Origin of the sequence: Ferrimonas sediminicola, from assembly GCF_005116715.1 — a bacterium.
GTDB classification, from domain to species: Bacteria; Pseudomonadota; Gammaproteobacteria; order Enterobacterales; family Shewanellaceae; genus Ferrimonas; species Ferrimonas sediminicola.
In genome coordinates, this window is the sequence record NZ_SWCI01000006.1 from 44,082 (window position 1) to 66,494 (window position 22,413).

Here is a 22,413-nt window from a genome sequence, read left to right on the forward strand (position 1 = left end):
CCTTCTAGCCCAGATCGCCGAAGCGGGTCTGCAGGGCGGTAATGGCGGTCAGGGCGGCGGTTTCCGTTCGCAGAACCCTGGGGCCGAGTAGAATGTCGATAAACTGGTGTTGGCTGGCGGCCTCGATCTCCTCCGAGCTCAGTCCCCCCTCGGGGCCGATCAGCAACCGGGCCCGAGTCATGGGGGCAGGCAGGGTCTGGATGCTGTAGGGGGCCCTGGGGTGCAGGTTCAGCTTGGTGGCGCCGGTCTCCTCCGCCAGCCACTCCTGCAGCTTCATCACCGGGCGCACCTCGGGCACGGTGTTGCGACCGCACTGTTCGCAGGCGCTGATGACGATCTTCTGCCACTGGGCCAGCTTCTTCTCCAGGCGGTCCCCCTGGAGCTTGACGCCGCAGCGTTCGGACCACAGCGGGGTGATGGTGTTGACCCCCAGCTCCACCGACTTCTGGATGGTGAACTCCATCTTGTCGCCGCGGGAGATCACCTGGCCCAGGTGCAGGTTCAGGGGAGACTCTCGCTCCACCTGCTGCCGATCCAGCACCCGAACCTCCACCTGCTTCTTGCTGGCTTGGGTGATCTCGGCGGGGTACTGGTGACCGTCGCCGTTAAACAGTTCCAGGGCCTGGCCGGGCTGCATCCGCAGCACCCGGCCGACGTGGTTGGCCCCATCCTCCTCCAGCGCCACCAGGCTGCCTGGGGTGAGGGGACCGGGTTGATAGATTCTAGGGATTCGCATTGGCTTCCAGTTGTTGGCATTGCTGGGCAACATGGGGATTGGGCCACCCCTGTCGTTGACTGACCCTGCGGTGGCGTTCGCACTCCTGGGTGGTCACCGGGTAGAGGTTGTCCCAGCTCTGCATCAGCTTCAGTTGAGATCCCGATAGCTTAACCCGATATTGCTCCTGCATATAGAGGTAGGTGCGGGCGATGGCGCCCCGGGCTCGCTCCGGGGGCTGGACCCGGCGCCCCTTGAAGTCCACCACCATCTCGCAGCGACCGTACTGGAACGGGGTCTGGCCCATGTCGGAGAAGCGGTAGTGGGCGCGGTCGCCGTTGACTTCACCCAGGGCGGGCACCAGGTTGTGCATATCCGCTTCCATCACTTTAAATCTTTGGTCTTTTCGGCAGTTTTTCCGGCCTCCTTCCTGCCAGCACTGCAGTTGGTGACCGAAGGCCCAGGCGGGCACCACGTGCTCCCACTCGATGCGGTCGGCTCGGGTCTTCTGTTTGCGCACCCGGTAGCCGCAGCTGTGCAGATCCGGTAACAGCTTTTTGCCTTTGCGGCGGTAATCACAGCCGCAGTAGAAGGTGGTGGCGCCGGGCAACTGGTCGTAGACCGAGACCAGTTGTTTCTTGGCGGCGTTGAAGCTGGAGGGGGCCGCCGCCACGGAGGCGGAAGCCATTAGTAAAAACAGTAGTGATTTCATTTAATTGAGTCGTAAAACCTGTGCCGGCCTAGGGTACTGCCGACCGGGGGTGACTCACAAGGGGATCAGCGGCTGGTTGCAATGACGGCACAGGTAGCGGGCCTGACCCCGGCGCACCTTGTTGTGACGGCGCACCGTCAGGGCGTGTTCCTGGCAGCCGCAGCGGTAGGGGAACGTCGCCGGGGCCACCGAGCTGACGTCGAAGCTGTGGAGGGCCCGGGGATCACAGCCGAACACCCGGCTCATCAGGGCTTGCCACTCGTGGCCGTGAGGGCGCACCCGGCCATGGATCTGCCAGGCCAGTAGGTGAGCCACCTCGTGGGGCACCACCTCGGCCAGGAAGGCGTCCGGGTTTTCCGCCAGCAGCACCGGATTGAAGCGCAGGCGGTTCTCCTGCAGGTGGGCGGCGCCGGCGCTCTGTCCCCTCAGCCTCAGGCTAATCTCCGGACGGGGGAAGCGCCGAGCCAGGGCCTGCTCGGCGGTGCGGTAGCAGGCTTCCACCCGCTCTCTCAGCGCCGGCGGTACTCCGGTCACACCTGCTCCTCCAGCTCGGTACCGCAGTGGTTGCAGAAGCGGGCGTCGTGGTCGTGGCCACTGCGATCGCAGTTTTCACAGCGGCGCAGATCCCGGCGCAGGCTCATCTCCCGGTGAATGGTGGCGGTGAAGATGCCGGTGGGGACCGCCAGCACCGAGTAACCGAGGATCATGGTGACCGAGGCCACCAGCTGCCCCAGGGGGGTCTGGGGGCTGATGTCGCCATAGCCGACGGTGGTGATGGTGACGATTGCCCAATAGATCCCTTTGGGGATGCTGGTAAAGCCGTGCACCGGCCCCTCGAGGATGTACATCACCGATCCCATGATGCAGGCCAGCAGCAGTATGAAGGTGAAGAACACGGTGATCTTGCGCAGCGACCCCTTGATGGATCGCCACAGCAGGTTGGCTTCCGCCAGGTAGCGGATCGCCTTGACGATCCGGAATACCCGCATCACCCGCAATAGCCTGAGCACCAGCAGGTACTGGGTCCCCGGAAGCAGCAGCTGCAGGTAGGTGGGCAGGATCGCCAGCAGGTCGATGATGCCGTAGAAGCTGCGGGCGTAGTGGCCGGGCTTGGGCGAGGCCCACAGCCGCACCAGGTACTCGGTGGAAAACAGCAGGGTGAAGCCCCACTCGGCGTACCAGAACAGCTGGCCGTACTGGCTGTGAAAGGCGTCGATGGAATCCAGCATCACCACCAGCACGCTGAGCAGGATCATCGCCAGCAGGAACAGATCGAACGCCTTGCCTGCCGGGGTGTCGGTGCCAAAAATGATGTCGAAGATGCGCTCTTTGTGGGTGTGGTATCTCATGGTGTCACTGTCACTGTCGCTGTCAGAGGGCGGCGATAGCCTGGGTCAGCATGGCGCGGATCTGGGCGACGATCGCCTCTTCGGTGTCGGCGTCATACTGGGCGATGCTCGGGGTGTGAATGTGTCCCGTTGGTACGCCGGAGTTCAACTGATGACGCAGGCGCAGGCTGCGGTAGCTGATCTCGTTGGAGAGGTAGCCGCCGCCGGAGCCGGAGACCGAGGTCTGTCCCGTCAGATCCGCCAGGGTGACAGGTTCGAATTCCCCCCTTTCCAGGGTGGCGACCCGGTGGTTGTCGTTGATCTTCCAGGGGCCCCTGGCGCGCTGCATGGTGGCCACCGGCAGGGAGAACTCGACGAACTGGGGACCGGTCAGGGCCTGGTCCATCAGCCTGGGGGGCAGGGGGGCCTCCCTGGTGGCGCCGGTGAGACGGTTGCGGTTGCCCGGTGCCTGGGCGCTGCGGTTGAGGGCGGGGAAGCGTTCCAGGTCGAAATCGCGCCGGCCCATGGAGAGGGTGACCAGCATGTCCACCCGGTTCTGTTCCAGGTAGGGGGTCAGCAGGGCCTCGATCAGCCCCCGGTCGAAATCCTCGAAACGGACTGGGATCATCGCCGCTTCCACCTGGGCGGTGCGGCCATCCAGGTTCAGTACCTGGCCGTCCAGGGCCAGGGCCGCCAGGCCGGAGGGGTTGGACTGGTTCAGGTGGCGATCGAGAAAGAAGGGGTCGAAACCGGTCACCAGGATCTTCAGGTCCGTCCCCTTGTTGAAGCGGATGTCGCCCATGCCGCGGGAGGCCCGTTCGAAACTGTCGAGGCTCACCTGCCGCTGCCACTGGGCCTGGGGATAGCCGGCGGCCTGCCGTTTCATCTCCCGGCGCACCAGCAACCGGTTCCAGTAGAGCGGGCGGTCATCCAGGTCGCCAGATTGCACCCTGGCCACGGCGTGGCGCCACAGGCGGGTGCCGGCGTCGGTGATGGCCGCGGTGTGCTGCTGCTCGTCGGCGGCGAGGCGGTGCTGGTCGATGGTGCCCCGGCTAATGGGGGCCAGGGGGGCCAGCAGTCGGGGTAGCTCGGCTTCGACCCGGGCGACCCTGAGCTCCTCCGGATCCAGGGTGGCGGCGTTGAGGGTCAGGCTGAGGGTGGCCAGCAGGGCAAAAAGTCGCATCGGGATCTCCCTATCTCTCGCTTTTGGCAGTCAGGGTATCACAGAAGGGGTCGGGGGCGGCTAGGGCCGCTTCTCTTTGGGGGTTGGCTGAAATCAACCGCAAGGCCGGCACGGCCGAATAAAAAGAGGTGCCCTTGGGCACCTCTTCGGTCTGGCTGAGCCGTCCGGATTACAGGCCGGCGTCGGCGCGCAGGACTTCCGCCTTGTCGGTCTGCTCCCAGGGGAACTCGACGCGGCCGAAGTGACCGTAGGCGGCGGTGGGCGCGTAGATGGGGCGCTCCAGCTTCAGCATCTCGATCAGGCCATAGGGGCGCAGGTCGAAGTGGCGACGTACCAGCTCGATCAGCTTCTCTTCCGGCAGTTTGCCGGTGCCGAAGGTTTCGATGCTGATGGAGGTCGGCTCGGCCACGCCGATGGCGTAGGACACCTGAATTTCACAGCGCTCGGCCAGGCCAGCGGCCACGATGTTCTTGGCCACGTAGCGGGCGGCGTAGGCGGCGGAGCGGTCAACCTTGGACGGATCCTTACCGGAGAAGGCGCCGCCACCGTGACGGGCCATGCCGCCGTAGGTGTCCACGATGATCTTACGACCGGTCAGGCCGCAGTCGCCCATGGGGCCGCCAATCACGAAGCGACCGGTTGGGTTGATGAAGAACTTGGTGTCCTTGTTAATCCACTCGGTGGGCAGCACCGGCTTGATGATGTTTTCCATCACCGCTTCGCGCAGATCCTCGGTGGAGACGCTGTCGCAGTGCTGGGTGGATAGGACCACGGCGTCGATACCGGCAATCTTGCCGTTTTCATAGGCGAAGGTCACCTGGGACTTGGCGTCGGGGCGCAGCCAGGGCAGGGTGCCGTTCTTGCGCACTTCCGCCTGACGCTTCACCAGACGGTGGGAGTAGGTGATGGGGGCGGGCATCAGCACGTCGGTTTCGTTGCTGGCGTAGCCGAACATCAGGCCCTGGTCACCGGCGCCTTGCTCGCGGGGATCGGTCTTGTCCACACCCTGGTTGATGTCGGGGGACTGTTTACCGATGGCGGACAGGACCGCACAGGAGTTGGCATCGAAGCCCATGTCGGAGTGGATGTAGCCGATGTCACGGACAGTCTGGCGGGTGATCTCTTCAATATCCACCCAGGCGGAGGTGGTGATCTCACCACCGACCATCACCATGCCGGTCTTCACATAGGTTTCGCAGGCCACACGGGCCTTGGGGTCCTGGGCCAGGATGGCATCCAGGACGGCGTCGGAGATCTGGTCGGCGATCTTATCGGGATGGCCTTCAGAGACGGACTCAGAGGTAAACAGATGACGTGCCATGGCAATCAACTCTCACATTGGAAATAGGGGAAAGATGCGGAATTTCAACCATTAAGCACACAACGCTCTGGAACGGTTGGTTGGACGCATCTACATCTAGACGGCTATTTTATGTATTTGCCACCCAAAATCCAGTGATGTCGGGGGTATTTTTTTGCCTTGGCCGTGAAATGAGCGTTACATCCGCTCTCCGCCAGCACCGATTCCATGCGGCTGACGGCTATAGTGGTGAGAAACTCCTCAGCCCAAAATTTCTTCATCGGTTTCTCTGGCGCAATCCCGGCAAAGGGGGTATAAAGCGCTCGGAGGCAACTGGCCCCAAACAGATTTCAATAAACTGAGGTTTTATGGTTCTCGTGGCATAAGCCGCTCAACGTGATACACCCTGTTGAAGCGGCACCCGGTAGGATTTAGCACAACTATGATGATATCCCCCTCTTGCGGACCCTTCGGGTCCGGGTCGCGACCCTCAATCTCCGTTTTATCTACACTCTTTCTACATGAGCCTGCCCGGCAACCGGGGCAGTCACGAATTGGTTCGGAGACAGCGCAATGAGCGACAAGCACTACAAAGAAACTCTCTACCCTGGTTATGGCCAGGAGTTCGGCATGGATAAGGTGCTGTTTCGCGCGCCGACCGAGCACCAGGAACTGATCATCTTCGAGAATGAGCGGTTTGGCCGGGTGATGGCCCTGGATGGCATCATCCAGACCACCGAAGCCGATGAGTTCATCTACCACGAGATGCTGACCCACGTGCCTCTGCTGGCCCACGGCAGCGCCAAGAAGGTGCTGATCATCGGCGGCGGTGACGGTGGCATGCTGCGTGAGGTGATCAAGCATCGGGGTGTGGAGCGAGTGGTGCAGGTGGAGATCGACAACACCGTCATCGAGATGTGCAAGGAGCACCTGCCCAACCACAGCCAGGGAGCCTTCGACGATGCCCGGGTGGAGATCGTCATCAATGATGGCAAGGAGTTCGTGCTGAACTGCCAGGAGAAGTTCGATGTGATCATCTCCGACTGCACCGATCCCATCGGCCCCGGAGAGGCCCTGTTCGAGTCCGACTTCTACAGGGGCTGCAAGCAGTGCCTGACCGACGGCGGCATCTTCGTGGCGCAGAATGGCGTACCCTTCATGCAGCAGGGTGAGGCCGAGACCACCTACCAGCGGCTCGCTCCCTACTTCGGTGACCGCCACTTCTACGTGGCGGCGGTGCCCACCTACATCGGCGGTGTGATGAGCTTCGCCTGGGCGACCGACAACGCCGAGGCCCGCAAGGTGGACCTGGAGACCCTCTCTGCCCGCTTTGCCGAGGCCGGCATCGCCACCAGGTACTACAACCCCGGCATCCACCTGGGCAGCTTCGCCCTGCCGCAATACCTGGTGGATCGCCTGGCCAAGGTGAGCTGACGGAGGAGAGGCCATTGAGCTGGAGTAGTCGCGACGCCCATCAGCTGTACAACGTCCCCTACTGGGGGCGGGGATACTATGGGGTAAACAGTGAAGGCCAGGTGGAGGTGCGCCCCAACCCGGCCAACCCGGAGATCAGCCTGTCGCTGTCCAGGCTGACCGAACAGCTGGTCCAGGACCGGGGTGCCCAGTTGCCGATGCTGGTGCGCTTTCCCCAGATCCTGCACTCCCAGGTTCAGGGGTTGTGCAGCGCCTTTACCACCGCCATCAGCGAGTACGGTTACCAAGGGCAATACCTGGCGGTGTACCCGATCAAGGTGAACCAGCAGCGCACCGTGGTGCAGGAGCTGCTGGCGGGCGGCGGCCAGTCCCTGGGGCTGGAGGCGGGGTCCAAGCCGGAACTGCTGGCGGTGCTGGCCATGGCCCAGGACAGTGCCCAGGTGATCGTCTGTAACGGCTATAAGGACCGGGAGTATGTGCGCCTGGCCCTGCGAGGTCAGCAGCTGGGTTATCAGGTGTTCCTGGTGATCGAGAAGATGTCCGAACTGCAGCTGGTGCTGGAGGAGGCCGAGGCTCTGGGCGTGTCGCCGCTGCTGGGGGTGCGGGCCCGCCTGGCCTCCCAGGGCAAGGGCAAGTGGCAGGCCTCGGGCGGCGAGAAGTCCAAGTTTGGCCTCTCCGCCGCCCAGATCCTCAAGCTGGTGGAGACCCTGAGGGCGGCCGGCCGGCTGGAGTGCCTGCAGCTGCTGCACTTCCACCTGGGCAGCCAGATCGCCAACATCCGTGACATTCAGAAGGGGCTGACCGAGTGCGGCCGCTTCTACATGGAGCTGCGCAAGCTGGGCGCGCCCATCACTACGGTGGACGTAGGCGGCGGTCTCGGGGTGGACTACGAGGGCACCCGCAGCCAGAGCAACTGCTCGGTGAACTACTCGCTGCAGGAGTACGCCAACAACGTGGTGTACGCCATCGGCGACGTGTGCCGTCAGTACCACCTGCCCCACCCCCGGCTGATCTCCGAGTCGGGCCGGGCGATGACCGCCCACCACGCGGTGCTGATCGGTGACGTGATCGGGGTGGAGGCCTACGAGCCCGAGACCCTGCCCCCGCCCGGAGGCGGCGCGCCGCTGGTGCTGAAGAACATGTGGCAGACCCTGCAGGAGGTGCGTGAGCACACCGATGCCCGCGCCCTGGGGGAGACCTACCACGACACGGTCAACGACCTGGCGGATGTGCACGCCAAGTATAACTATGGCCTGCTGGACCTGTCCCAGCGCGCCTGGGCGGAGCAGGTGCACCTGCAGGTGTGCTACGAGGTGTCCAAGGAGCTGTCACCCAAGAACCGCTCCCACCGGCCCATCATCGATGAGCTGAACGAGAAGCTGGCGGACAAGTTCTTCGTGAACTTCTCCCTGTTTCAGTCGCTGCCCGATGCCTGGGGCATCGATCAGGTGTTCCCGGTGCTGCCCCTGTCCGGCCTGGACAGCAAGCCGGACCGGCGGGCGGTGATCCTGGACATCACCTGCGACTCGGACGGCACCATCGACCAGTATGTGGATGGCCAGGGGATCGAGACCACCCTGCCGATGCCCACCTGGAGTGCCGAGCACCCCTACCATGTGGCCTTCTTCATGGTGGGGGCCTACCAGGAGATCCTGGGGGACATGCACAACCTGTTTGCCGACACCGACGTGGTGGACATCAAGCTGCAGGACGACGGCGAGATCGAGGTGGTGGAGTACCTGCCGGGAACCCGGGTCAACGAGGTGCTGGAGTACGTCAACCTGGATCCCGACTGGATGCTGGAGCGCTATCGGGCCCGCCTGGAGTGCTGCAACCTGGACGAGGGGCGCCGGGAGCAGGCGCTGATCGATCTGGAACAGGGGCTGGTGGGTTACACCTACCTGGAGTCCTGACAGGGAAAAACGCGCTTTTTCAGAGTGTATCCCTATCTGAAACGGCCGAAAGGCCGTTTTTTTATGGGAATGATTTGCTAAGGGGGTCACAAATGGCGAAAATATGCCACCAGATTTACGGAGCAAAACCCCTACATATACAAGTTGGAGCCAAGATGTCATCTCGCAAAGAGCTAGCCAATGCGATCCGTGCCCTGTCCATGGATGCTGTCCAGAAAGCCAACTCCGGTCACCCCGGCGCCCCCATGGGCATGGCGGACATTGCCGAAGTGCTGTGGCGCGATTTTCTGAAGCATAATCCGGGCAATCCCGACTGGGCAGACCGCGACCGCTTCATTCTGTCCAACGGCCATGGCTCCATGCTGCTGTACTCACTGCTGCACCTCAGCGGCTATGATCTGAGCATCGACGACCTGAAGAACTTCCGCCAGCTGCACTCCCGCACTCCGGGCCACCCCGAGTACGGTTACGCCCCCGGCGTAGAGACCACCACCGGCCCCCTGGGACAGGGGATCACCAACGGCGTGGGCATGGCCCTGGCCGAGAAGGTGCTGGCGGCCCAGTTCAACCGTGACGGCCACGAGATCGTCGATCACCACACCTATGTGTTCATGGGCGACGGCTGTCTGATGGAGGGGATCTCCCATGAAGCCTGCTCCCTGGCCGGCACCCTGAAACTGGGCAAGTTGGTCGCCTTCTGGGATGACAACGGCATCTCCATCGACGGTCACGTCGAGGGCTGGTTCACCGATGACACCCCGGCCCGTTTCGAGTCCTACGGCTGGCACGTGATCCGTGACATCGATGGTCACAACCCCGAGCAGATCAAGGCTGCCATCGAAGCCGCCAAGGCGGAAACCGGCAAGCCCACCCTGATCTGCACCCGCACCATCATCGGCTTCGGCTCCCCCAACAAATCCGGCTCTCACGACTGTCACGGCGCCCCCCTGGGCGACGCCGAAATCGCTGCCGCCCGAGAGTTCCTGAACTGGACCCACGCCCCCTTCGAGATCCCCGCCGACGTCAAGCAGGCCTGGGACGCCAACGAAGTGGGCGCCGCCAGAGAGGGCGACTGGAACCAGCGCTTCGACGCTTACGCCGCCGCCTACCCGGAGCTGGCCGCCGAACTGAAGCGTCGCCTGGCCGGTGACCTGCCCGCCGACTGGCAACAGAAGGCGGCCGCCTACATCGCCGACCTGCAGGCCAACGCCACCAAGGTGGCTACCCGCAAGGCGTCCCAGAACTGCCTGAACGCTTTCGGTCCCATGCTGCCCGAGCTGCTGGGTGGCTCCGCCGACCTGGCCCCCTCCAACCTGACTCTGTGGAGCGGCTCCCAGTCGGTGACCCCGGCTGACGCCTCCGGCAACTACATCCACTACGGTGTGCGTGAGTTCGGCATGAGCGCCATCATGAACGGCGTCACCCTGCACGGCGGCTTCAAGCCTTACGGCGCCACTTTCCTGATGTTCATGGAGTACGCCCGCAACGCCGTGCGCATGGCGGCACTGATGAAGCAGCCCTCCATCTTCGTTTACACCCACGACTCCATCGGCCTGGGTGAAGATGGCCCGACCCACCAGCCGGTGGAGCAGATCGCCTCCCTGCGCATGACTCCCAACATGAGCACCTGGCGCCCCTGTGACTCCGTGGAGTCCGCGGTGGCCTGGAAGCACGCCGTCGAGCGCACCGACGGCCCCACCTCGCTGATCTTCTCCCGTCAGGGGCTGGCGCCCATGGCCCGTGACGCCCAGCAGCTGGCCGACGTGGCCAAGGGGGGGTACGTGCTCAAGGACAGCGCCGGCATCCCCGAGCTGATCCTGATCGCCACCGGCTCCGAGGTGGAGCTGGCGATGGCAGCGGCCCAGGTGCTGGAGGGTCAGGGCAGGGCGGTGCGCGTGGTGTCCATGCCCTGTACCGATGCCTTCGACGCCCAGAGCGCCGAGTACAAGGAGTCGGTATTGCCGGCCGCCATCAGCAAGCGTGTGGCCATCGAGGCCGGCATCGCCGACTACTGGTACAAGTATGTGGGCCTGAACGGCAAGGTGATCGGCATGACCAGCTTCGGCGAGTCTGCCCCTGCCGATGAGCTGTTCAAGTTGTTTGGCTTCACCGTCGACAAGGTGGTGGAGGCGGCCAACGCCCTGTAAGCCACGCTGAGAGAATCCCCCGCCTGGTCGGGGGATTTTTTTTGCCCGAAATCCGCAGGGTGGATTGCCTAGTCCGGAGAGACACGGCTTTACCGCAGCGGGGGCGGCCCTCCCTTGTCTACACTTGTCACTTCGATGGGCATCTGGGCTGGGCTGGGGTATGGGGCGGAGAGTCGGGGGAGGGATCCTGATCCGGTGGCTGACGGTTGCCGCCCTGTGGGCGGGATCCCTCCCGGCGGTGCCGGACAGCGACCTGCTCACCGGCGCCCATGGCCGGGCGGTCCACTTCGACGGCATCGAGGACTACGGCCTGGTGCAGCGCTGGTCGCCCGAGGGGTGGCACCGCATCCTGGCTTGGCTTGAGCCGGTGGCCAAGGAGCAGCAGGTGGACACGGTGCTGATCAGCGACGCTGCCAGCGGCGATTTCATCGGCTACGGTCCGGGGCGGGTGTTCGGCCGCCTGCTGGGCCAGCCCTTCTCGGTTACCGGCCTGGCGCCCTACCAATTCCGCTATCTGCTGGTGGAGCTGCAATCGGGGCGGGTGCGGGTGTCGGACTCCCAGGCGGAGCGGGAGGTGGTGATGGGCCGACTGGATCCCAAGCTGCTGCGCTGGGACCGGCTCTACCAGCTGGACGGAGAGGCGCAGCCGGGAAGATTGCGGGCCCTGATGCTGTTCGACGGCCACAACAAGGACAACTCCCGCAGTTACAGTTTTGACGGCGATCTTGGGGTGGTTGAGCGCGGTACCCGGTCTCGGAGCCTGACGCTGGTGGGCGCTGTGCCGTCCGGCTGGCTGGAGGTGACCCGGCCCCAGCCCCTGCCCAGGCCCCATATCGACTCCCAGGAGGAGTGGGACAGCCAGTTTGCCGCCCGGTATCCGGATGCCCGTCCACTGATGACTCTCTCCGACGGCAATGATCATAACCGCCTGGCCTGGGAGGGCCACTACTGGTTGCGCGCCTATGTGGACATGGCGGCGGCCTTCGACGACGACCGCTACCTGACCTATGCGGTGGAGCTGGCGGAACATATGCTGGCCTACTCCGATGAACAGCGCGTGGCCAGGGGAGAGCTGGACCTGACCGCCGAGCCCTACCAGGTGGCGCCCAAGCACTACCTCAACCATCCGGGAACGGCGGTGCCCGGCTGGCGCCGAGCCTTCCGGGGCTGGCGGTCTGAGGTGCTCAGCGACGGCATGATCCTCAGTGGTATTCTGCGGGTGGTCGATCACATCAAGACCCACCACAAGCAGGGGTTCATGGCGGCGGCGGACCGCTTCCTGGAGCGGGCCCTGCTGATCATCCGCAGTCACGACAGCTCCTACAGCAACACCAAGAACCGCGCCATTCCCGGCAGCTACCACTATGTGAACTACAAGAACGACAGCTACGGCGACGACGGCCTGTTTACCAGGCCGCTGCCCTACAACCACAGCCTGGCCATGGGCACCGCCATGCTGCTGGCCTACCGGCACGCCGGCGACAGCGACGATCTGCGCGCCAAGGCAGGGGAGTTGCTGAGGTTCCTGCGAGATAACGTCAGCCGGCAGTCGCCGCGCCATTGCCGCTGGAGCTATGCGTTCGATCCCAATGGGGCGGACAGGGAGGTGACGGAGGACCTCAACCACGGCCACCTGGATGTGGGGTTCCTGCTGCTGGCGCACCAGATGGGGCTGGCGGATCTTGGCCGAGAGCTCCAGTGCCTGGCCAACACCTTGACTGAGGTGATCTATCGCCCCCCCGGGCTGATGAGTTTCGGGGTGGATGGCAGCGGCATCAGCGACCGCTTTGAGCAGGTCGCCCTGGGCTACGACTGGCTGGAGCTGTCCCCCTGGGACGCCAGGGTGAACCGGGTGCTGGCCCACCAGCTGTACCTGTATGCCAGGCCGGACTGGCATCGGGCCTTCGCCATCTGGGCCAGGGTATTGCGCAGGGGTGGGCCGCCCTGACTAATGGGGCCGGATGCCCAGCTTGAGGTTGTGCTCATCGGCAAAGAACAGGGCCTGGCGGCGGCGCTTGCCGATAATCAGCGCCGCTTCATCGGCAAACAGGAAGCACTTCCAGTTGCGACGAAACACGCCCCAGTTGCTCTCCACCACATGGTCGCTGCCGTAGCAGACCCAGATAACGGTGTTGTCATCCCAGCCCAGGAAGGACTCCACCCCGTCGGGCAGCTCGCGGCTGTCGCTGTCGAAGGCGGCTTCCCAGCCCAGGGTCTCCTGCCAGGTTTGCTGGTTACGGGCCCAGTCCCCTTTGCGCAGGTCGGTACAGTGGTTGCTGTTCTTGCTGATCTGCGCCTGCCACAGCTCGTCGGCGGCCCTGGGAGTCAGGGGGCGGATCTGGGTCAGATCCTGATCTGACACCGCCATATCCTGGCGCTTGAATACCCATTGGTAGGGGTACTGGTCAAAGTCGCTGTACTTCATTGAAACGGTCCGGTTCGATAAGTCCGCACACTCTACCAGATGGTCTACCCTTATTCAGCCGCCTTGAAATGACGACCAGTCTTTAAATTTCGTTCTTTTGTAATTTAATTTCACAAAAGTTGGGTCCGTGTCACAAAACGCGTTCGGATATCGATGTAACTTTAGGCATCACTTGTAAGGGAGCAACGTAATTATGGCAACCGCTAAAGAAATTGGTGCGCTGAAAAAACTGGTTCGCGCAAGCAATTTTCTCTCTGTAGCTCAGATTTACCTGAAGCAAAACGTCCTGCTGCAACGTGACCTGCAGCATGAAGACATCAAGCCCCGTCTTCTCGGTCACTGGGGTACCTGCCCCGGCATCGCATTCGTTTACGCTCATATCAACCGCTTGATCTGCAAGCACAACCGTCCTTTCCTCTACCTGGTCGGCCCAGGCCATGGCTTCCCTGCCGTACAGGCCAACCTGTTTATCGAAGGCTCTCTGTCTCACTTCTACCCCGAGACCATCCCGTATAAAGAAGCGGGCATGAAACAGATCTGTGAAAAGTTCTCCGCAGCCTACGGTTACCCCTCACACGCCAACCCCGAAGCCCCCGGCCAGATCCTGGAAGGTGGTGAGCTGGGTTACTCTCTGGCCGTGGGTTACGGTGCTGCCCTGGACAACCCCGACCTGATCAACGTGGTACTGGTGGGTGACGGTGAGTCCGAGACCGGACCTCTGGCCGCCTCCTGGTACGCCAACCGTCTGCTGGATCCCAAGACCTGCGGTGCGGTTCTGCCGATCCTGCACATCAACGGCTACAAGATCTCCGGTCCTACCCGTCTGGGTCGTATGGACGACGAAGAGATTCGCATGGAGTTCACCGGCCTGGGTTACGAAGTGCTGTTCGTTGACGATGAGAAAGAGGAGGACGTGTATGTCCAGATGGCGACAGCCATGGACCGCGCCTACGAGATCATCAACGACATCCAGACCCGTGCCCGCAACGGCGAAGACGTGTGCAAGCCCAAGTGGCCCGTTATCGCCATGCGCACCGCCAAAGGCTGGACCGGTACCAAGGAAGCCGATGGCAAGAAGCTGGAGGGCAACTGCGACTCCCATCAGGTTATCATCAACAACTGTGCCAAGGACCCCGAGCACCTGCGTCTGCTGAACGAGTGGATGGCCAGCTACCAGTTCGATGAGCTGTACAGCATCGCCGAAGATGGCTCCATCAACTTCGACGCCGACATCCTGTCGCTGATCCCCCGTGAAGATCTGCGCATCGGTCGCCAGATCCTGTCCTACGGTGGTGAGGTGGTTCGTCCGCTGAACAAGCCTGACCTGAAGGCGCTGTCCTACGGTTCCGAGACCCCCCGCGGTCAGCGCGGTGTGTCCATGAACAAGATGGGCGAGTGGATGCGTGACGCCTTCCGCCTCAACGCCGAACAGAAGAACCTGCGTATCTTCTCCCCCGATGAGACCTACTCCAACCAGCTGCAGGCGGTCTTCGAAGAGACCAGCCGTGCCTGGCAGTGGCCCATCAAGGAGTGGGACAACGACATGTCCCGCGACGGCCGCGTCATGGAGCTGCTGTCCGAGAACCTGCTGTTTGGTATGCTGCACGGTTACACCGTGACCGGCCGCCACGGCATGTTCCCCACCTACGAAGCGTTTGCCCAGGTGGTGTCCTCCATGTGCGACCAGTACTGTAAGTACGTTTACGCTTCTCAGGGCGTACCTTTCCGCAAGCCTGTGCCCTCCTGCAACGTGGTGCTGTCCTCCCTGCTGGAGCGCCAGGATCACAACGGCTACTCCCACCAGAACCCCTCTCTGCTGGGCGCCATGCTGGAGAAGCACCCCACCATCGTGTCCGCCTACCTGCCTGCCGACGGTAACAGCACCCTGTGCTACACCGAGAAGGCGTTTGATGATCGCGACAAGCTGAACGTCATCGTGGCCGGTAAGAAGGATCTGCCCCAGTGGCTGACCCTGGAAGAGGCCAAGAAGCAGGCGGAAGAGGGCATCATGACCTGGGACTTCGCCTCCGACGAAAACCCGGACGTGGTACTGGCTTCCTGCGGTGACTACGTGACCCAGGAGTGTATGGCCGCCCTGGTTCTGATCCGTGAACTGCTGCCCAACCTGAAGGTTCGCTTCGTCAACATCTCCGAGCTGACCTCCGACGGTATCGGTAGCCTGAAGTATGGTCGCAACCCCACCCTGCTGGATGAGTTCTTCACCAAGGACAAGGGCGTTGTGATCAACTACCACGGTTACCCCAACACCATCCACAAGCTGCTGTTCCACTACCCCGGCATCCAGCGTTGCCGCGTCAAGGGCTACGTGGAAGAGGGGTCCACCACCACCCCATTCGACATGGGTGTGCGTAACGGCACCTCCCGTTACCACCTGGTGATCGACATGGCCTACAAGGCCTTCCAGCAGGGCGTGATCACCGATGCCCAGCACGTTGAGATCACCACCGACATGCTGCAGCGCCTGGTGGACCACAAGAACTACATCAAGGAGCATGGTGTGGATCCCAAGGAGATCACCGATTGGGTTTGGTCTCGCTAATCCACAGTGACTGATCAGAAGAGGGCCTTATGGCCCTCTTTTTTTGAAGTGACTTTCCACCAAAATCGGCAGTGAGTTACCTTTCCGGGGTGTTTTATCGGTTTTTGGGCGAAACTCACGCCAGAGTGGTGTAGCAATTTTTCATTTGGTGGCGGAGTCCTGTCTTTTACTTACCTGCTGAGGGTCTCAACTCCCCGTTGCCGAGGGCATAAGCCTTTGGGGCGCGACGCTTTCTGGGATAAAATGGCCGCCGCTGTAAAACCGATGAAGTGAACAGATGACAATACGGGTCGCCATCAATGGATTTGGCCGCATCGGCCGCTCTACCCTGCGGGCGCTCTACGAGAGCGGGCTGAGGGAGCAGATACAGGTCGTGGCCATCAACGAGTTGGCCTCGCCGGAGGCGATCGCCCACCTGACCCAGTTCGATACCACCCATGGCCGTTTCGCCCAGTGTGTCCGCCTGGAACCGGGGGGCCTGAGGGTGGGGCCGGACTGTATCGAATTGCTGCACTGCGCCGATCCCCGTCAGTTGCCCTGGAAGCGGCTCCGGGTGGACATCGTGCTGGAGTGCACCGGCAAACTGAGCAGCCGGGACGATGCCAGCCTGCACCTGCAGGCGGGGGCGGGCAAGGTGCTGTTCTCCCATCCGGCGGCACCGGATGTGGACGCCACCGTGGTGTTCGGCATCAACGAGGCGAAACTGAAACCGGAACACCGAATTGTGTCCAACGCCTCCTGCACCACCAACTGCTCGGTGCCGGTGATCACCCTGCTGGATGAAGCCTTTGGCATAGAGCGTGGTGCCCTGACCACCATCCATTCCGCCATGCACGATCAACAGGTGATCGACGCCTATCACGACGATCTGCGTCGGACCCGTGCCGCCAGCCAGTCCATCATTCCGGTGGACACCCGGCTGGCCCGCGGCATAGAGAGAATACTGCCCCATCTGGCAGACAAATTTGAGGCCATTGCGGTGCGGGTGCCGACCATCAACGTCACCGCCATGGACCTGTCGCTGACCCTGAGGCAGCGAGTCGACATTGACAGCATCAACCGCACCCTGTCCGAGGCGGCCCGGGGCCGGCTCAGAGGCATCCTGGACTATACTGAAGCGCCACTGGTCTCCAGTGATTTCAACCACGATCCCCACTCCTGCATCGTGGATGGGACCCAGACGCGGGTGGCGGATGGCCACCTGGTGAAGTTACTGATCTGGTGTGATAACGAGTGGGGCTTCGCCAACCGGATGCTGGACACCAGCCTGGCAATGTCGGCACAACAACAGCTTTGATTTAATCACTTTAAGAGGAATAACCATGAGCGTTATCAAGATGAAGGATCTGGCCCTGGCCGGGAAGCGAGTGCTGATTCGCCAGGACCTGAACGTGCCGGTGAAGGAGGGTAAAGTCACCTCCGATGCCCGTATCCGTGCCTCTCTGCCCACCATCAAGCTGGCCCTGGAGCAGGGCGCCAAGGTGATGGTGATGTCCCATCTGGGCCGCCCCACCGAGGGTGAGCCCGCCGCCGAGTTCTCCCTGCAGCCCGTGGTGGACTACCTGGGCAAGGTATTGGAGTGTCCGGTGCGGCTGGCCACCGACTATCTGGATGGCGTCGAGGTGGCCGAGGGTGAGCTGGTGATCCTGGAAAACGTCCGTTTTAACAAGGGTGAAAAGAAGGATGACGAAACCCTGTCCAAGGCCTATGCCGCCCTGTGTGACGTGTTCGTGATGGACGCCTTCGGCACCGCCCACCGTGCCCAGGCCTCCACCCACGGTGTGGCCAAGTTTGCCCCCGTCGCCTGTGCCGGTCCGCTGCTGGCCGGTGAGCTTGAGGCCCTGGGCAAGGCCCTCGACAACCCCGCCCGCCCGCTGGTGGCCATCGTCGGTGGCTCCAAGGTGTCCACCAAGCTGACCGTGCTGGAGTCCCTCTCCAAGGTGGTGGACCAGCTGGTGGTGGGGGGCGGCATCGCCAACACCTTCATCGCCGCGGCCGGTCACAAGGTGGGCAAGTCGCTGTTTGAAGCCGATCTGATCGAGCAGGCCAACACCTTGACCGCCCAGGCCCAGAGCCGAGGCGGCGACATTCCGGTTCCCACCGACGTGGTGGTGGGCAAGGAGTTCTCCGAGAGCGCCGAAGCGACCCTGAAGCCGGTAGCCGAGGTGGCCGACGACGAGATGATCTTCGATATCGGTCCCGACAGCGCCGCCGCCCTGGCCGAGGTGCTCAAGTCTGCCGGCACCATCGTCTGGAACGGCCCTGTGGGTGTGTTCGAGTTCGATCAGTTCGGCAAGGGCACCGAGGTGATCGCCCGCGCTATCGCCGACTCCGACGCCTTCTCCATCGCCGGTGGCGGTGACACCCTGGCGGCCGTGGATAAGTACGGCATCGCCGACAAGGTCTCCTACATCTCCACCGGTGGCGGCGCCTTCCTGGAGTTCCTGGAAGGCAAGCAGCTGCCGGCGGTGGCCATCCTGGAGCAGCGCGCCCAGGGCTGACCGGTTTAACACCTCAATAACAACGAATTCAGGCGCGCGGGATAGCGCGCCTAATAAGCCTTACATCTACAACAGGAGCTTTTTCCATGGCACTGATCTCTTTGCGCCAAATGCTGGACCACGCCGCGGAGCACAACTACGGTGTGCCGGCGTTCAACGTCAACAACCTGGAGCAGATGCGCGCCATCATGCAGGCCGCCGAAGCCACCGATTCCCCGGTGATCGTGCAGGCCTCCGCCGGTGCGCGTAAGTACGCCCGCCCCCAGTTTCTGCGCTACCTGATGAACGCCGCCCTGGAGCAGTACCCGGACGTGCCTGTGTGTATTCACCAGGACCACGGTACCTCTCCCGACGTGTGTCAGCGCTCCATCCAGATGGGCTTCAGCTCGGTGATGATGGACGGCTCCCTGCGTGAGGATGGCAAGACCCCGGCGGACTATGGTTACAACGTCCAGGTGACTCAGCGCACCGTTGCCTTCGCCCACGCCTGTGGCGTGTCGGTCGAGGGCGAGATCGGCTGCCTGGGCAGCCTGGAAACCGGCATGGCCGGGGAAGAGGACGGTGTCGGCGCCGAGGGCGTGCTCAGCCACGATCAGCTGCTGACCGATCCTGAGGAGGCCGCCCGCTTCGTGGCCGCCACCAAGGTGGACGCCCTGGCCATCGCCATCGGTACCAGCCACGGCGCCTACAAGTTCTCCAAGAAACCGACCGGCGACGTGTTGCGCATCGACCGCATCAAGGAGATCCATGCCCGCATCCCCGATACCCACCTGGTGATGCACGGCTCCTCCTCCGTTCCCCAGGAGTGGCTGGCGGTGATCAACGAGTTCGGCGGCAACATCCCCGAGACCTATGGTGTGCCCGTGGAGGAGATTGTCGAGGGGATCCGGCACGGCGTTCGCAAGGTGAACATCGACACCGATCTGCGCCTGGCGTCCACCGGTGCGGTACGCAAGTTCCTGGCGGAGAACCCCTCCGAGTTTGATCCTCGCAAATTCCTGAAAGCGTCCATGGACGCCATGGCCCAGATCTGTACCGATCGCTACGAGGCGTTCGGCTGTGCCGGCATGGGCTCCAAGATGAAGCCCCTGTCGCTGCAGGCGATGTACAAGCGCTACCAGACCGGTGAACTGGATCCCAAGGTCCACATCTAAGGCGAATTCAGCCAATGTCAGCAAAACGCCCGCATTCGCGGGCGTTTTTTATGGGCCGTTGTGTTAACTTTGTCACATCTTCGCCCCCTGGCCGGGGCGGAATGCCAGGGCGTGTTGCCCCCTGGGGGTGAGAGTTTGGCACAAAAGTGATGACCCAGGGTCAACACGCCGTTAAGGGATGCAGTAGTAAGGATTGGATGATGAACAAAACTACATTGGCGATCACCCTGGTGGTCGTCTCCGCCTCGGCCCTGGCCGAGGATGCCACCGCCCCGGTAGGCAATGCCGAACTGGGTTTCTCCAATACCACGGGTAACAGCGAAGTGACCACGGTCAAGGGCAAGGTGGAGTACAAGCACTGGCTCAGCAAGTTTGAAAATCGCTACCTGCTGGAAGCCCTGTATGTGGAGGATGACCAGCAGGTGTCCAAGGAGCGCTATTACGCGGAGGCCCAGAGCAACTACCGTTTCGGCGAGCACGCCTACCTGTTTGGCTTTGCCTCCAATGACATCGACAAGTTCTCCGGTTACCACTACGTCGCCACCGCCGCCGCCGGTGTGGGCCGCCGACTCTATCAAGGCAACAAGATCCATCTCGATGGCGAGATTGGTCCGGGTTACAGCTACAAGCGGGTGGATCCCGTCCAGGCGCCAGGGGAGCCCAACGAGTCGTCGATCATCGCCCGGGCCAACCTGGATTTCTGGTGGGCCTTTTCAGACAACGCGGAGTTTCGCCAGAAGCTGGCGTCGGATGTCAGCCTGTCGGGCAACGCCACCATCACCAAGGCGGAGTCCTCGGTGACCGCCAGCCTGGTGGGATCGCTGGCGATGAAGTTTGCCTTCAGCGTCAAGCACACCACCAAGCCCGTGGATGCCAAGGAGTCTCTGGATACCGAGACCTCTATGACTCTCCTGTATAAGTTCTGACGGTGTGATAATCCGGCCCGTCGGCGGCCCACACCAGATCGCCGTGGACGGCCCCCTCCCCCTGGCGCATCAGCGCCAGGGCGTCGTTCAACTCCATCTCCCCATCCAGCCAGCAGGCACTGAACTTTAGGGTCAGCGGCGTGCCGCGGAAGCGGGCGGCCATCTCGGCGGCGATCGCCTCCACCTGTTGGGGGCGGCTGTTGGAGACCAGCAGCAGGATGTGATCCCCGGCCTGGGCGATGCAGCTGTGTTTGGGCACCAGGGTGGCCAGCTGCTGGCGGATCAGACACTGGTTGATCTGCCGGGTTTCGTGGGGCGGGGTGATCTCATGGTGAGGGGTGATGCGGATCAATGCCGCCGGGGCTTCGGCCCGGCGGTAGAACAGCCGCAGCTCCCTAAGCCCGGCCACGGCCACTGAGGGTTCCACCGGCGACATCAGGGTCAGCACCAGCTGGCCCCGCTCGTCGCTGGCGACGATCTTCGCCAGCAGGGGCAGGATGCCCTGGTTGGCGGTGGCCAGCCACACCCGCTCCTCCCAGGCCTCGTCCCTGCCCAGGGTGGCGGTGATCCCCTTGGGGGTGATTCCCTCCGGCAGGCTCACCAGATCGGTCAGGCTCAGCTTCTTGCAGGCGTCGGCGTCCAGTCCCAGCATGGACTGTAAGGCGCGGTTGCTCAGCACCAGGCGGTAGTTGCTGTCCAGCAGTGCCAGTCCGACCGGGGTGCGCGACAGGGTGCGGTAAGCCTCCTCCTCGTCGGTGAGCGCATGCAGGTTGGCAACCACCAGAGGGTAGTGGCCCTCGCCCTGGGTGTGGCACAGCTCAACGTCCAGGGAGTGTTGCATCTCCCGGGCGGGCAACTGACCGCTCCAACGCCCCTGCTCCAGGGCGATCTCCCACCCCTTGCGCGCCTGGGGAGAGTCAAACAGCTTGGCAAACCACAGGGCGCCGTGACGGCCCCCCTTGAGTCCCAGCAGCTTGAGGGCGGAGGGGTTGCCGGAGAGCAGCTTGCCAGAGGTGGTGAACAGCAGGGTACTGCCGGCATGCTGATAGAGCTGCTCGGTGATGTCCATGGCCAGCTTGAAGTGGCCCTGTTGCCGCAGCAGGCCGTGCTTCTGGATGGTGAGCCAGCAGAGGAACAGCACCAGCACCAGCCCGGAGGCGCCCAGCAGGCGGCGGTGATCCCGGGCCAGCAGTTCGAGATCATGGTCATCGAAGGAGGAGACCAGGTAGAAGGGTTCAAAGTGGCCGGCGGCCACCTTGAGGTAGAGGTAGTGGCGCTCTCCCAGGGTCAGCTGACCGAACTGCTGGCCGTGAATCTCCGGCCACAGCGCCTGGTAACTGGCCCGCTCCTCTGGGGAGAGGCGCACGCTGCCACCGGTGTGGGACAGCTTGAGGGGGGTGCCCTGGAGGTCGAGCATCACCAGGGGGATCTCGCCCATGGGGTCGGTGCGGTAGAAGGCGCTGAGTACCGGAATCAGGTCCGAATAGATGGCGGCGTATGCCACCCCATGGGGGTTGCGGGGGATGGGGAGCCGCTGCCAGTGCTCGATGCGGTGATGTTTGCTGTCCAGCATCAGCGGCGAGTAGCGCCCCATCTCCTCGCCCATGGCGGGCTGGTTGTCGGCCTGGCCGGCATAGCCCCTGAGCTGATTCAGCTCGGTGCCGACCACCAGCCGGTTCTGGTCGTCGTAGAGTTCGATCGCCTCGATCGCCTCAAACTTGTTGGACAGACCCTGCAGGTAGTTTTGCAGCAACGGTTTGTCCAGTTCGGGATCATCCAGCAGGAAGCGCAGTACCCCCAGCTGGGCGATCGCCTGGCCCCGGGCCTGCAGGGAGAGCAGGCGGTCGGACACCCGGTCGCTGAACAGCTGCACCTCGGAGAACCTGTGGTTTCCCAGCTGTTCGCGCTGGGATTCCAGGTTGACGCCGAAGGCCCACCCCAGGACCACCGCCGTCAGGCAGACGATGACGGCGATCTGGCCCCACAGGGTATCCACACGGCGTCCCATGCTGCTCAATTCCGGCAGAGAGTCCAGTAACGAGGAGAGTTTCGGTGTCATGTCAAACTAGGGTTGGGACGAATTTGCCTCACTGTATCACTCATGTAATCAGCGGA

The 22,413-nt window shown here is 63.0% G+C and carries 18 protein-coding genes; 9 read left to right on the top strand and 9 right to left on the bottom strand.

Features of this window, described 5'->3' with window-relative positions; translation table 11 throughout:
* Window positions 1-4: 4 nt before the first annotated feature.
* From rsmE to FCL40_RS18590, 7 genes are all read right to left on the bottom strand, one after another.
* Window positions 5-736, bottom strand: coding sequence for a 16S rRNA (uracil(1498)-N(3))-methyltransferase (gene rsmE / locus FCL40_RS10755; RefSeq protein WP_136853307.1), 732 nt, complete (start codon window positions 734-736; stop codon window positions 5-7).
* Window positions 723-1,427, bottom strand: coding sequence for an endonuclease (locus FCL40_RS10760; protein WP_136853308.1), 705 nt, complete (start codon window positions 1,425-1,427; stop codon window positions 723-725). Before FCL40_RS10760 ends, rsmE begins: the two co-directional genes overlap by 14 nt.
* A gap of 54 nt (window positions 1,428-1,481) precedes the next feature.
* Entirely contained in the window at window positions 1,482-1,961 is a 480-nt protein-coding gene (locus FCL40_RS10765) for a SprT family zinc-dependent metalloprotease (RefSeq protein WP_136853309.1), read from the bottom strand.
* Complete coding sequence (locus FCL40_RS10770) at window positions 1,958-2,776, bottom strand: ion transporter (protein ID WP_136853310.1); 819 nt, start codon at window positions 2,774-2,776, stop codon at window positions 1,958-1,960. Before FCL40_RS10770 ends, FCL40_RS10765 begins: the two co-directional genes overlap by 4 nt.
* 22 nt (window positions 2,777-2,798) lie before the next feature.
* The gene (locus tag FCL40_RS10775; RefSeq protein ID WP_136853311.1) at window positions 2,799-3,938 is read right to left on the bottom strand and encodes a hypothetical protein; all 1,140 of its coding nucleotides are present in this window, start codon (window positions 3,936-3,938) and stop codon (window positions 2,799-2,801) included.
* 169 nt (window positions 3,939-4,107) lie between these two features.
* Window positions 4,108-5,259 carry a methionine adenosyltransferase gene (gene metK / locus FCL40_RS10780; protein ID WP_136853312.1) on the bottom strand — a complete coding sequence of 384 codons (1,152 nt, stop codon included), beginning with the start codon at window positions 5,257-5,259 and terminating at the stop codon, window positions 4,108-4,110.
* Between the two features lie 104 nt (window positions 5,260-5,363).
* A complete protein-coding gene (locus FCL40_RS18590; RefSeq protein WP_169307082.1) occupies window positions 5,364-5,519 on the bottom strand; it encodes a hypothetical protein in 156 nt (51 codons plus the stop codon).
* A gap of 292 nt (window positions 5,520-5,811) precedes the next feature.
* Here FCL40_RS18590 and speE point away from each other — a divergent pair, with 292 nt between their 5' ends.
* The 4 genes from speE (at window position 5,812) to FCL40_RS10800 (ending at window position 12,680) form a co-directional block, all read left to right on the top strand.
* Window positions 5,812-6,672, top strand: coding sequence for a polyamine aminopropyltransferase (gene speE / locus FCL40_RS10785; RefSeq protein ID WP_136853313.1), 861 nt, complete (start codon window positions 5,812-5,814; stop codon window positions 6,670-6,672).
* A 14-nt stretch (window positions 6,673-6,686) separates the two neighbouring features.
* Window positions 6,687-8,585: a biosynthetic arginine decarboxylase gene (speA, locus tag FCL40_RS10790; protein ID WP_136853314.1), complete on the top strand. Its 1,899-nt coding sequence runs from the start codon at window positions 6,687-6,689 to the stop codon at window positions 8,583-8,585.
* 155 nt (window positions 8,586-8,740) lie between these two features.
* Entirely contained in the window at window positions 8,741-10,732 is a 1,992-nt protein-coding gene (tkt, locus tag FCL40_RS10795; RefSeq protein ID WP_136853315.1) for a transketolase, read from the top strand.
* A 160-nt stretch (window positions 10,733-10,892) separates the two neighbouring features.
* Complete coding sequence (locus FCL40_RS10800; RefSeq protein ID WP_136853316.1) at window positions 10,893-12,680, top strand: hypothetical protein; 1,788 nt, start codon at window positions 10,893-10,895, stop codon at window positions 12,678-12,680.
* Here the strand turns inward: FCL40_RS10800 and FCL40_RS10805 are convergent, their stop codons facing one another.
* A complete protein-coding gene (locus tag FCL40_RS10805; protein WP_136853317.1) occupies window positions 12,681-13,157 on the bottom strand; it encodes a DUF2947 family protein in 477 nt (158 codons plus the stop codon).
* Between the two features lie 193 nt (window positions 13,158-13,350).
* Between FCL40_RS10805 and FCL40_RS10810 the strand changes: the two genes are divergently transcribed.
* From FCL40_RS10810 to FCL40_RS10830, 5 genes are all read left to right on the top strand, one after another.
* A complete protein-coding gene (locus FCL40_RS10810; RefSeq protein ID WP_136853318.1) occupies window positions 13,351-15,717 on the top strand; it encodes a phosphoketolase family protein in 2,367 nt (788 codons plus the stop codon).
* 277 nt (window positions 15,718-15,994) lie between these two features.
* On the top strand, window positions 15,995-17,014 hold the full coding sequence (gene epd / locus FCL40_RS10815) for an erythrose-4-phosphate dehydrogenase (protein WP_136853319.1): 1,020 nt from the start codon (window positions 15,995-15,997) through the stop codon (window positions 17,012-17,014).
* Between the two features lie 25 nt (window positions 17,015-17,039).
* Entirely contained in the window at window positions 17,040-18,218 is a 1,179-nt protein-coding gene (locus tag FCL40_RS10820; protein ID WP_136853320.1) for a phosphoglycerate kinase, read from the top strand.
* Window positions 18,219-18,304: 86 nt separating this feature from the next.
* Complete coding sequence (fba, locus tag FCL40_RS10825) at window positions 18,305-19,372, top strand: class II fructose-bisphosphate aldolase (protein WP_136853321.1); 1,068 nt, start codon at window positions 18,305-18,307, stop codon at window positions 19,370-19,372.
* A gap of 200 nt (window positions 19,373-19,572) precedes the next feature.
* Window positions 19,573-20,298 (top strand): DUF481 domain-containing protein, encoded by a 726-nt coding sequence (locus FCL40_RS10830; protein ID WP_169307083.1) that lies wholly within the window; start codon window positions 19,573-19,575, stop codon window positions 20,296-20,298.
* On the opposite strand, the gene FCL40_RS10835 is transcribed toward FCL40_RS10830, so the two are convergent.
* Window positions 20,273-22,306: a PAS domain-containing protein gene (locus FCL40_RS10835; RefSeq protein ID WP_136853323.1), complete on the bottom strand. Its 2,034-nt coding sequence runs from the start codon at window positions 22,304-22,306 to the stop codon at window positions 20,273-20,275. The genes FCL40_RS10830 and FCL40_RS10835 overlap by 26 nt on opposite strands.
* Window positions 22,307-22,413: the final 107 nt, after the last annotated feature.

What these genes read in the sequence shown, in the direction of transcription:
- rsmE (WP_136853307.1), bottom strand. Translation starts at nt 736, where the DNA reads ATGCGAATCCCTAGAATCTATCAACCCGGTCCCCTCACCCCAGGCAGC.
- FCL40_RS10760 (WP_136853308.1), bottom strand. Translation starts at nt 1,427, where the DNA reads ATGAAATCACTACTGTTTTTACTAATGGCTTCCGCCTCCGTGGCGGCG.
- FCL40_RS10770 (WP_136853310.1), bottom strand. Translation starts at nt 2,776, where the DNA reads ATGAGATACCACACCCACAAAGAGCGCATCTTCGACATCATTTTTGGC.
- FCL40_RS10775 (WP_136853311.1), bottom strand. Translation starts at nt 3,938, where the DNA reads ATGCGACTTTTTGCCCTGCTGGCCACCCTCAGCCTGACCCTCAACGCC.
- metK (WP_136853312.1), bottom strand. Translation starts at nt 5,259, where the DNA reads ATGGCACGTCATCTGTTTACCTCTGAGTCCGTCTCTGAAGGCCATCCC.
- FCL40_RS18590 (WP_169307082.1), bottom strand. Translation starts at nt 5,519, where the DNA reads ATGAAGAAATTTTGGGCTGAGGAGTTTCTCACCACTATAGCCGTCAGC.
- speE (WP_136853313.1), top strand. Translation starts at nt 5,812, where the DNA reads ATGAGCGACAAGCACTACAAAGAAACTCTCTACCCTGGTTATGGCCAG.
- tkt (WP_136853315.1), top strand. Translation starts at nt 8,741, where the DNA reads ATGTCATCTCGCAAAGAGCTAGCCAATGCGATCCGTGCCCTGTCCATG.
- FCL40_RS10800 (WP_136853316.1), top strand. Translation starts at nt 10,893, where the DNA reads ATGGGGCGGAGAGTCGGGGGAGGGATCCTGATCCGGTGGCTGACGGTT.
- FCL40_RS10805 (WP_136853317.1), bottom strand. Translation starts at nt 13,157, where the DNA reads ATGAAGTACAGCGACTTTGACCAGTACCCCTACCAATGGGTATTCAAG.
- FCL40_RS10810 (WP_136853318.1), top strand. Translation starts at nt 13,351, where the DNA reads ATGGCAACCGCTAAAGAAATTGGTGCGCTGAAAAAACTGGTTCGCGCA.
- epd (WP_136853319.1), top strand. Translation starts at nt 15,995, where the DNA reads ATGACAATACGGGTCGCCATCAATGGATTTGGCCGCATCGGCCGCTCT.
- FCL40_RS10820 (WP_136853320.1), top strand. Translation starts at nt 17,040, where the DNA reads ATGAGCGTTATCAAGATGAAGGATCTGGCCCTGGCCGGGAAGCGAGTG.
- fba (WP_136853321.1), top strand. Translation starts at nt 18,305, where the DNA reads ATGGCACTGATCTCTTTGCGCCAAATGCTGGACCACGCCGCGGAGCAC.
- FCL40_RS10830 (WP_169307083.1), top strand. Translation starts at nt 19,573, where the DNA reads ATGAACAAAACTACATTGGCGATCACCCTGGTGGTCGTCTCCGCCTCG.
- FCL40_RS10835 (WP_136853323.1), bottom strand. Translation starts at nt 22,306, where the DNA reads ATGGGACGCCGTGTGGATACCCTGTGGGGCCAGATCGCCGTCATCGTC.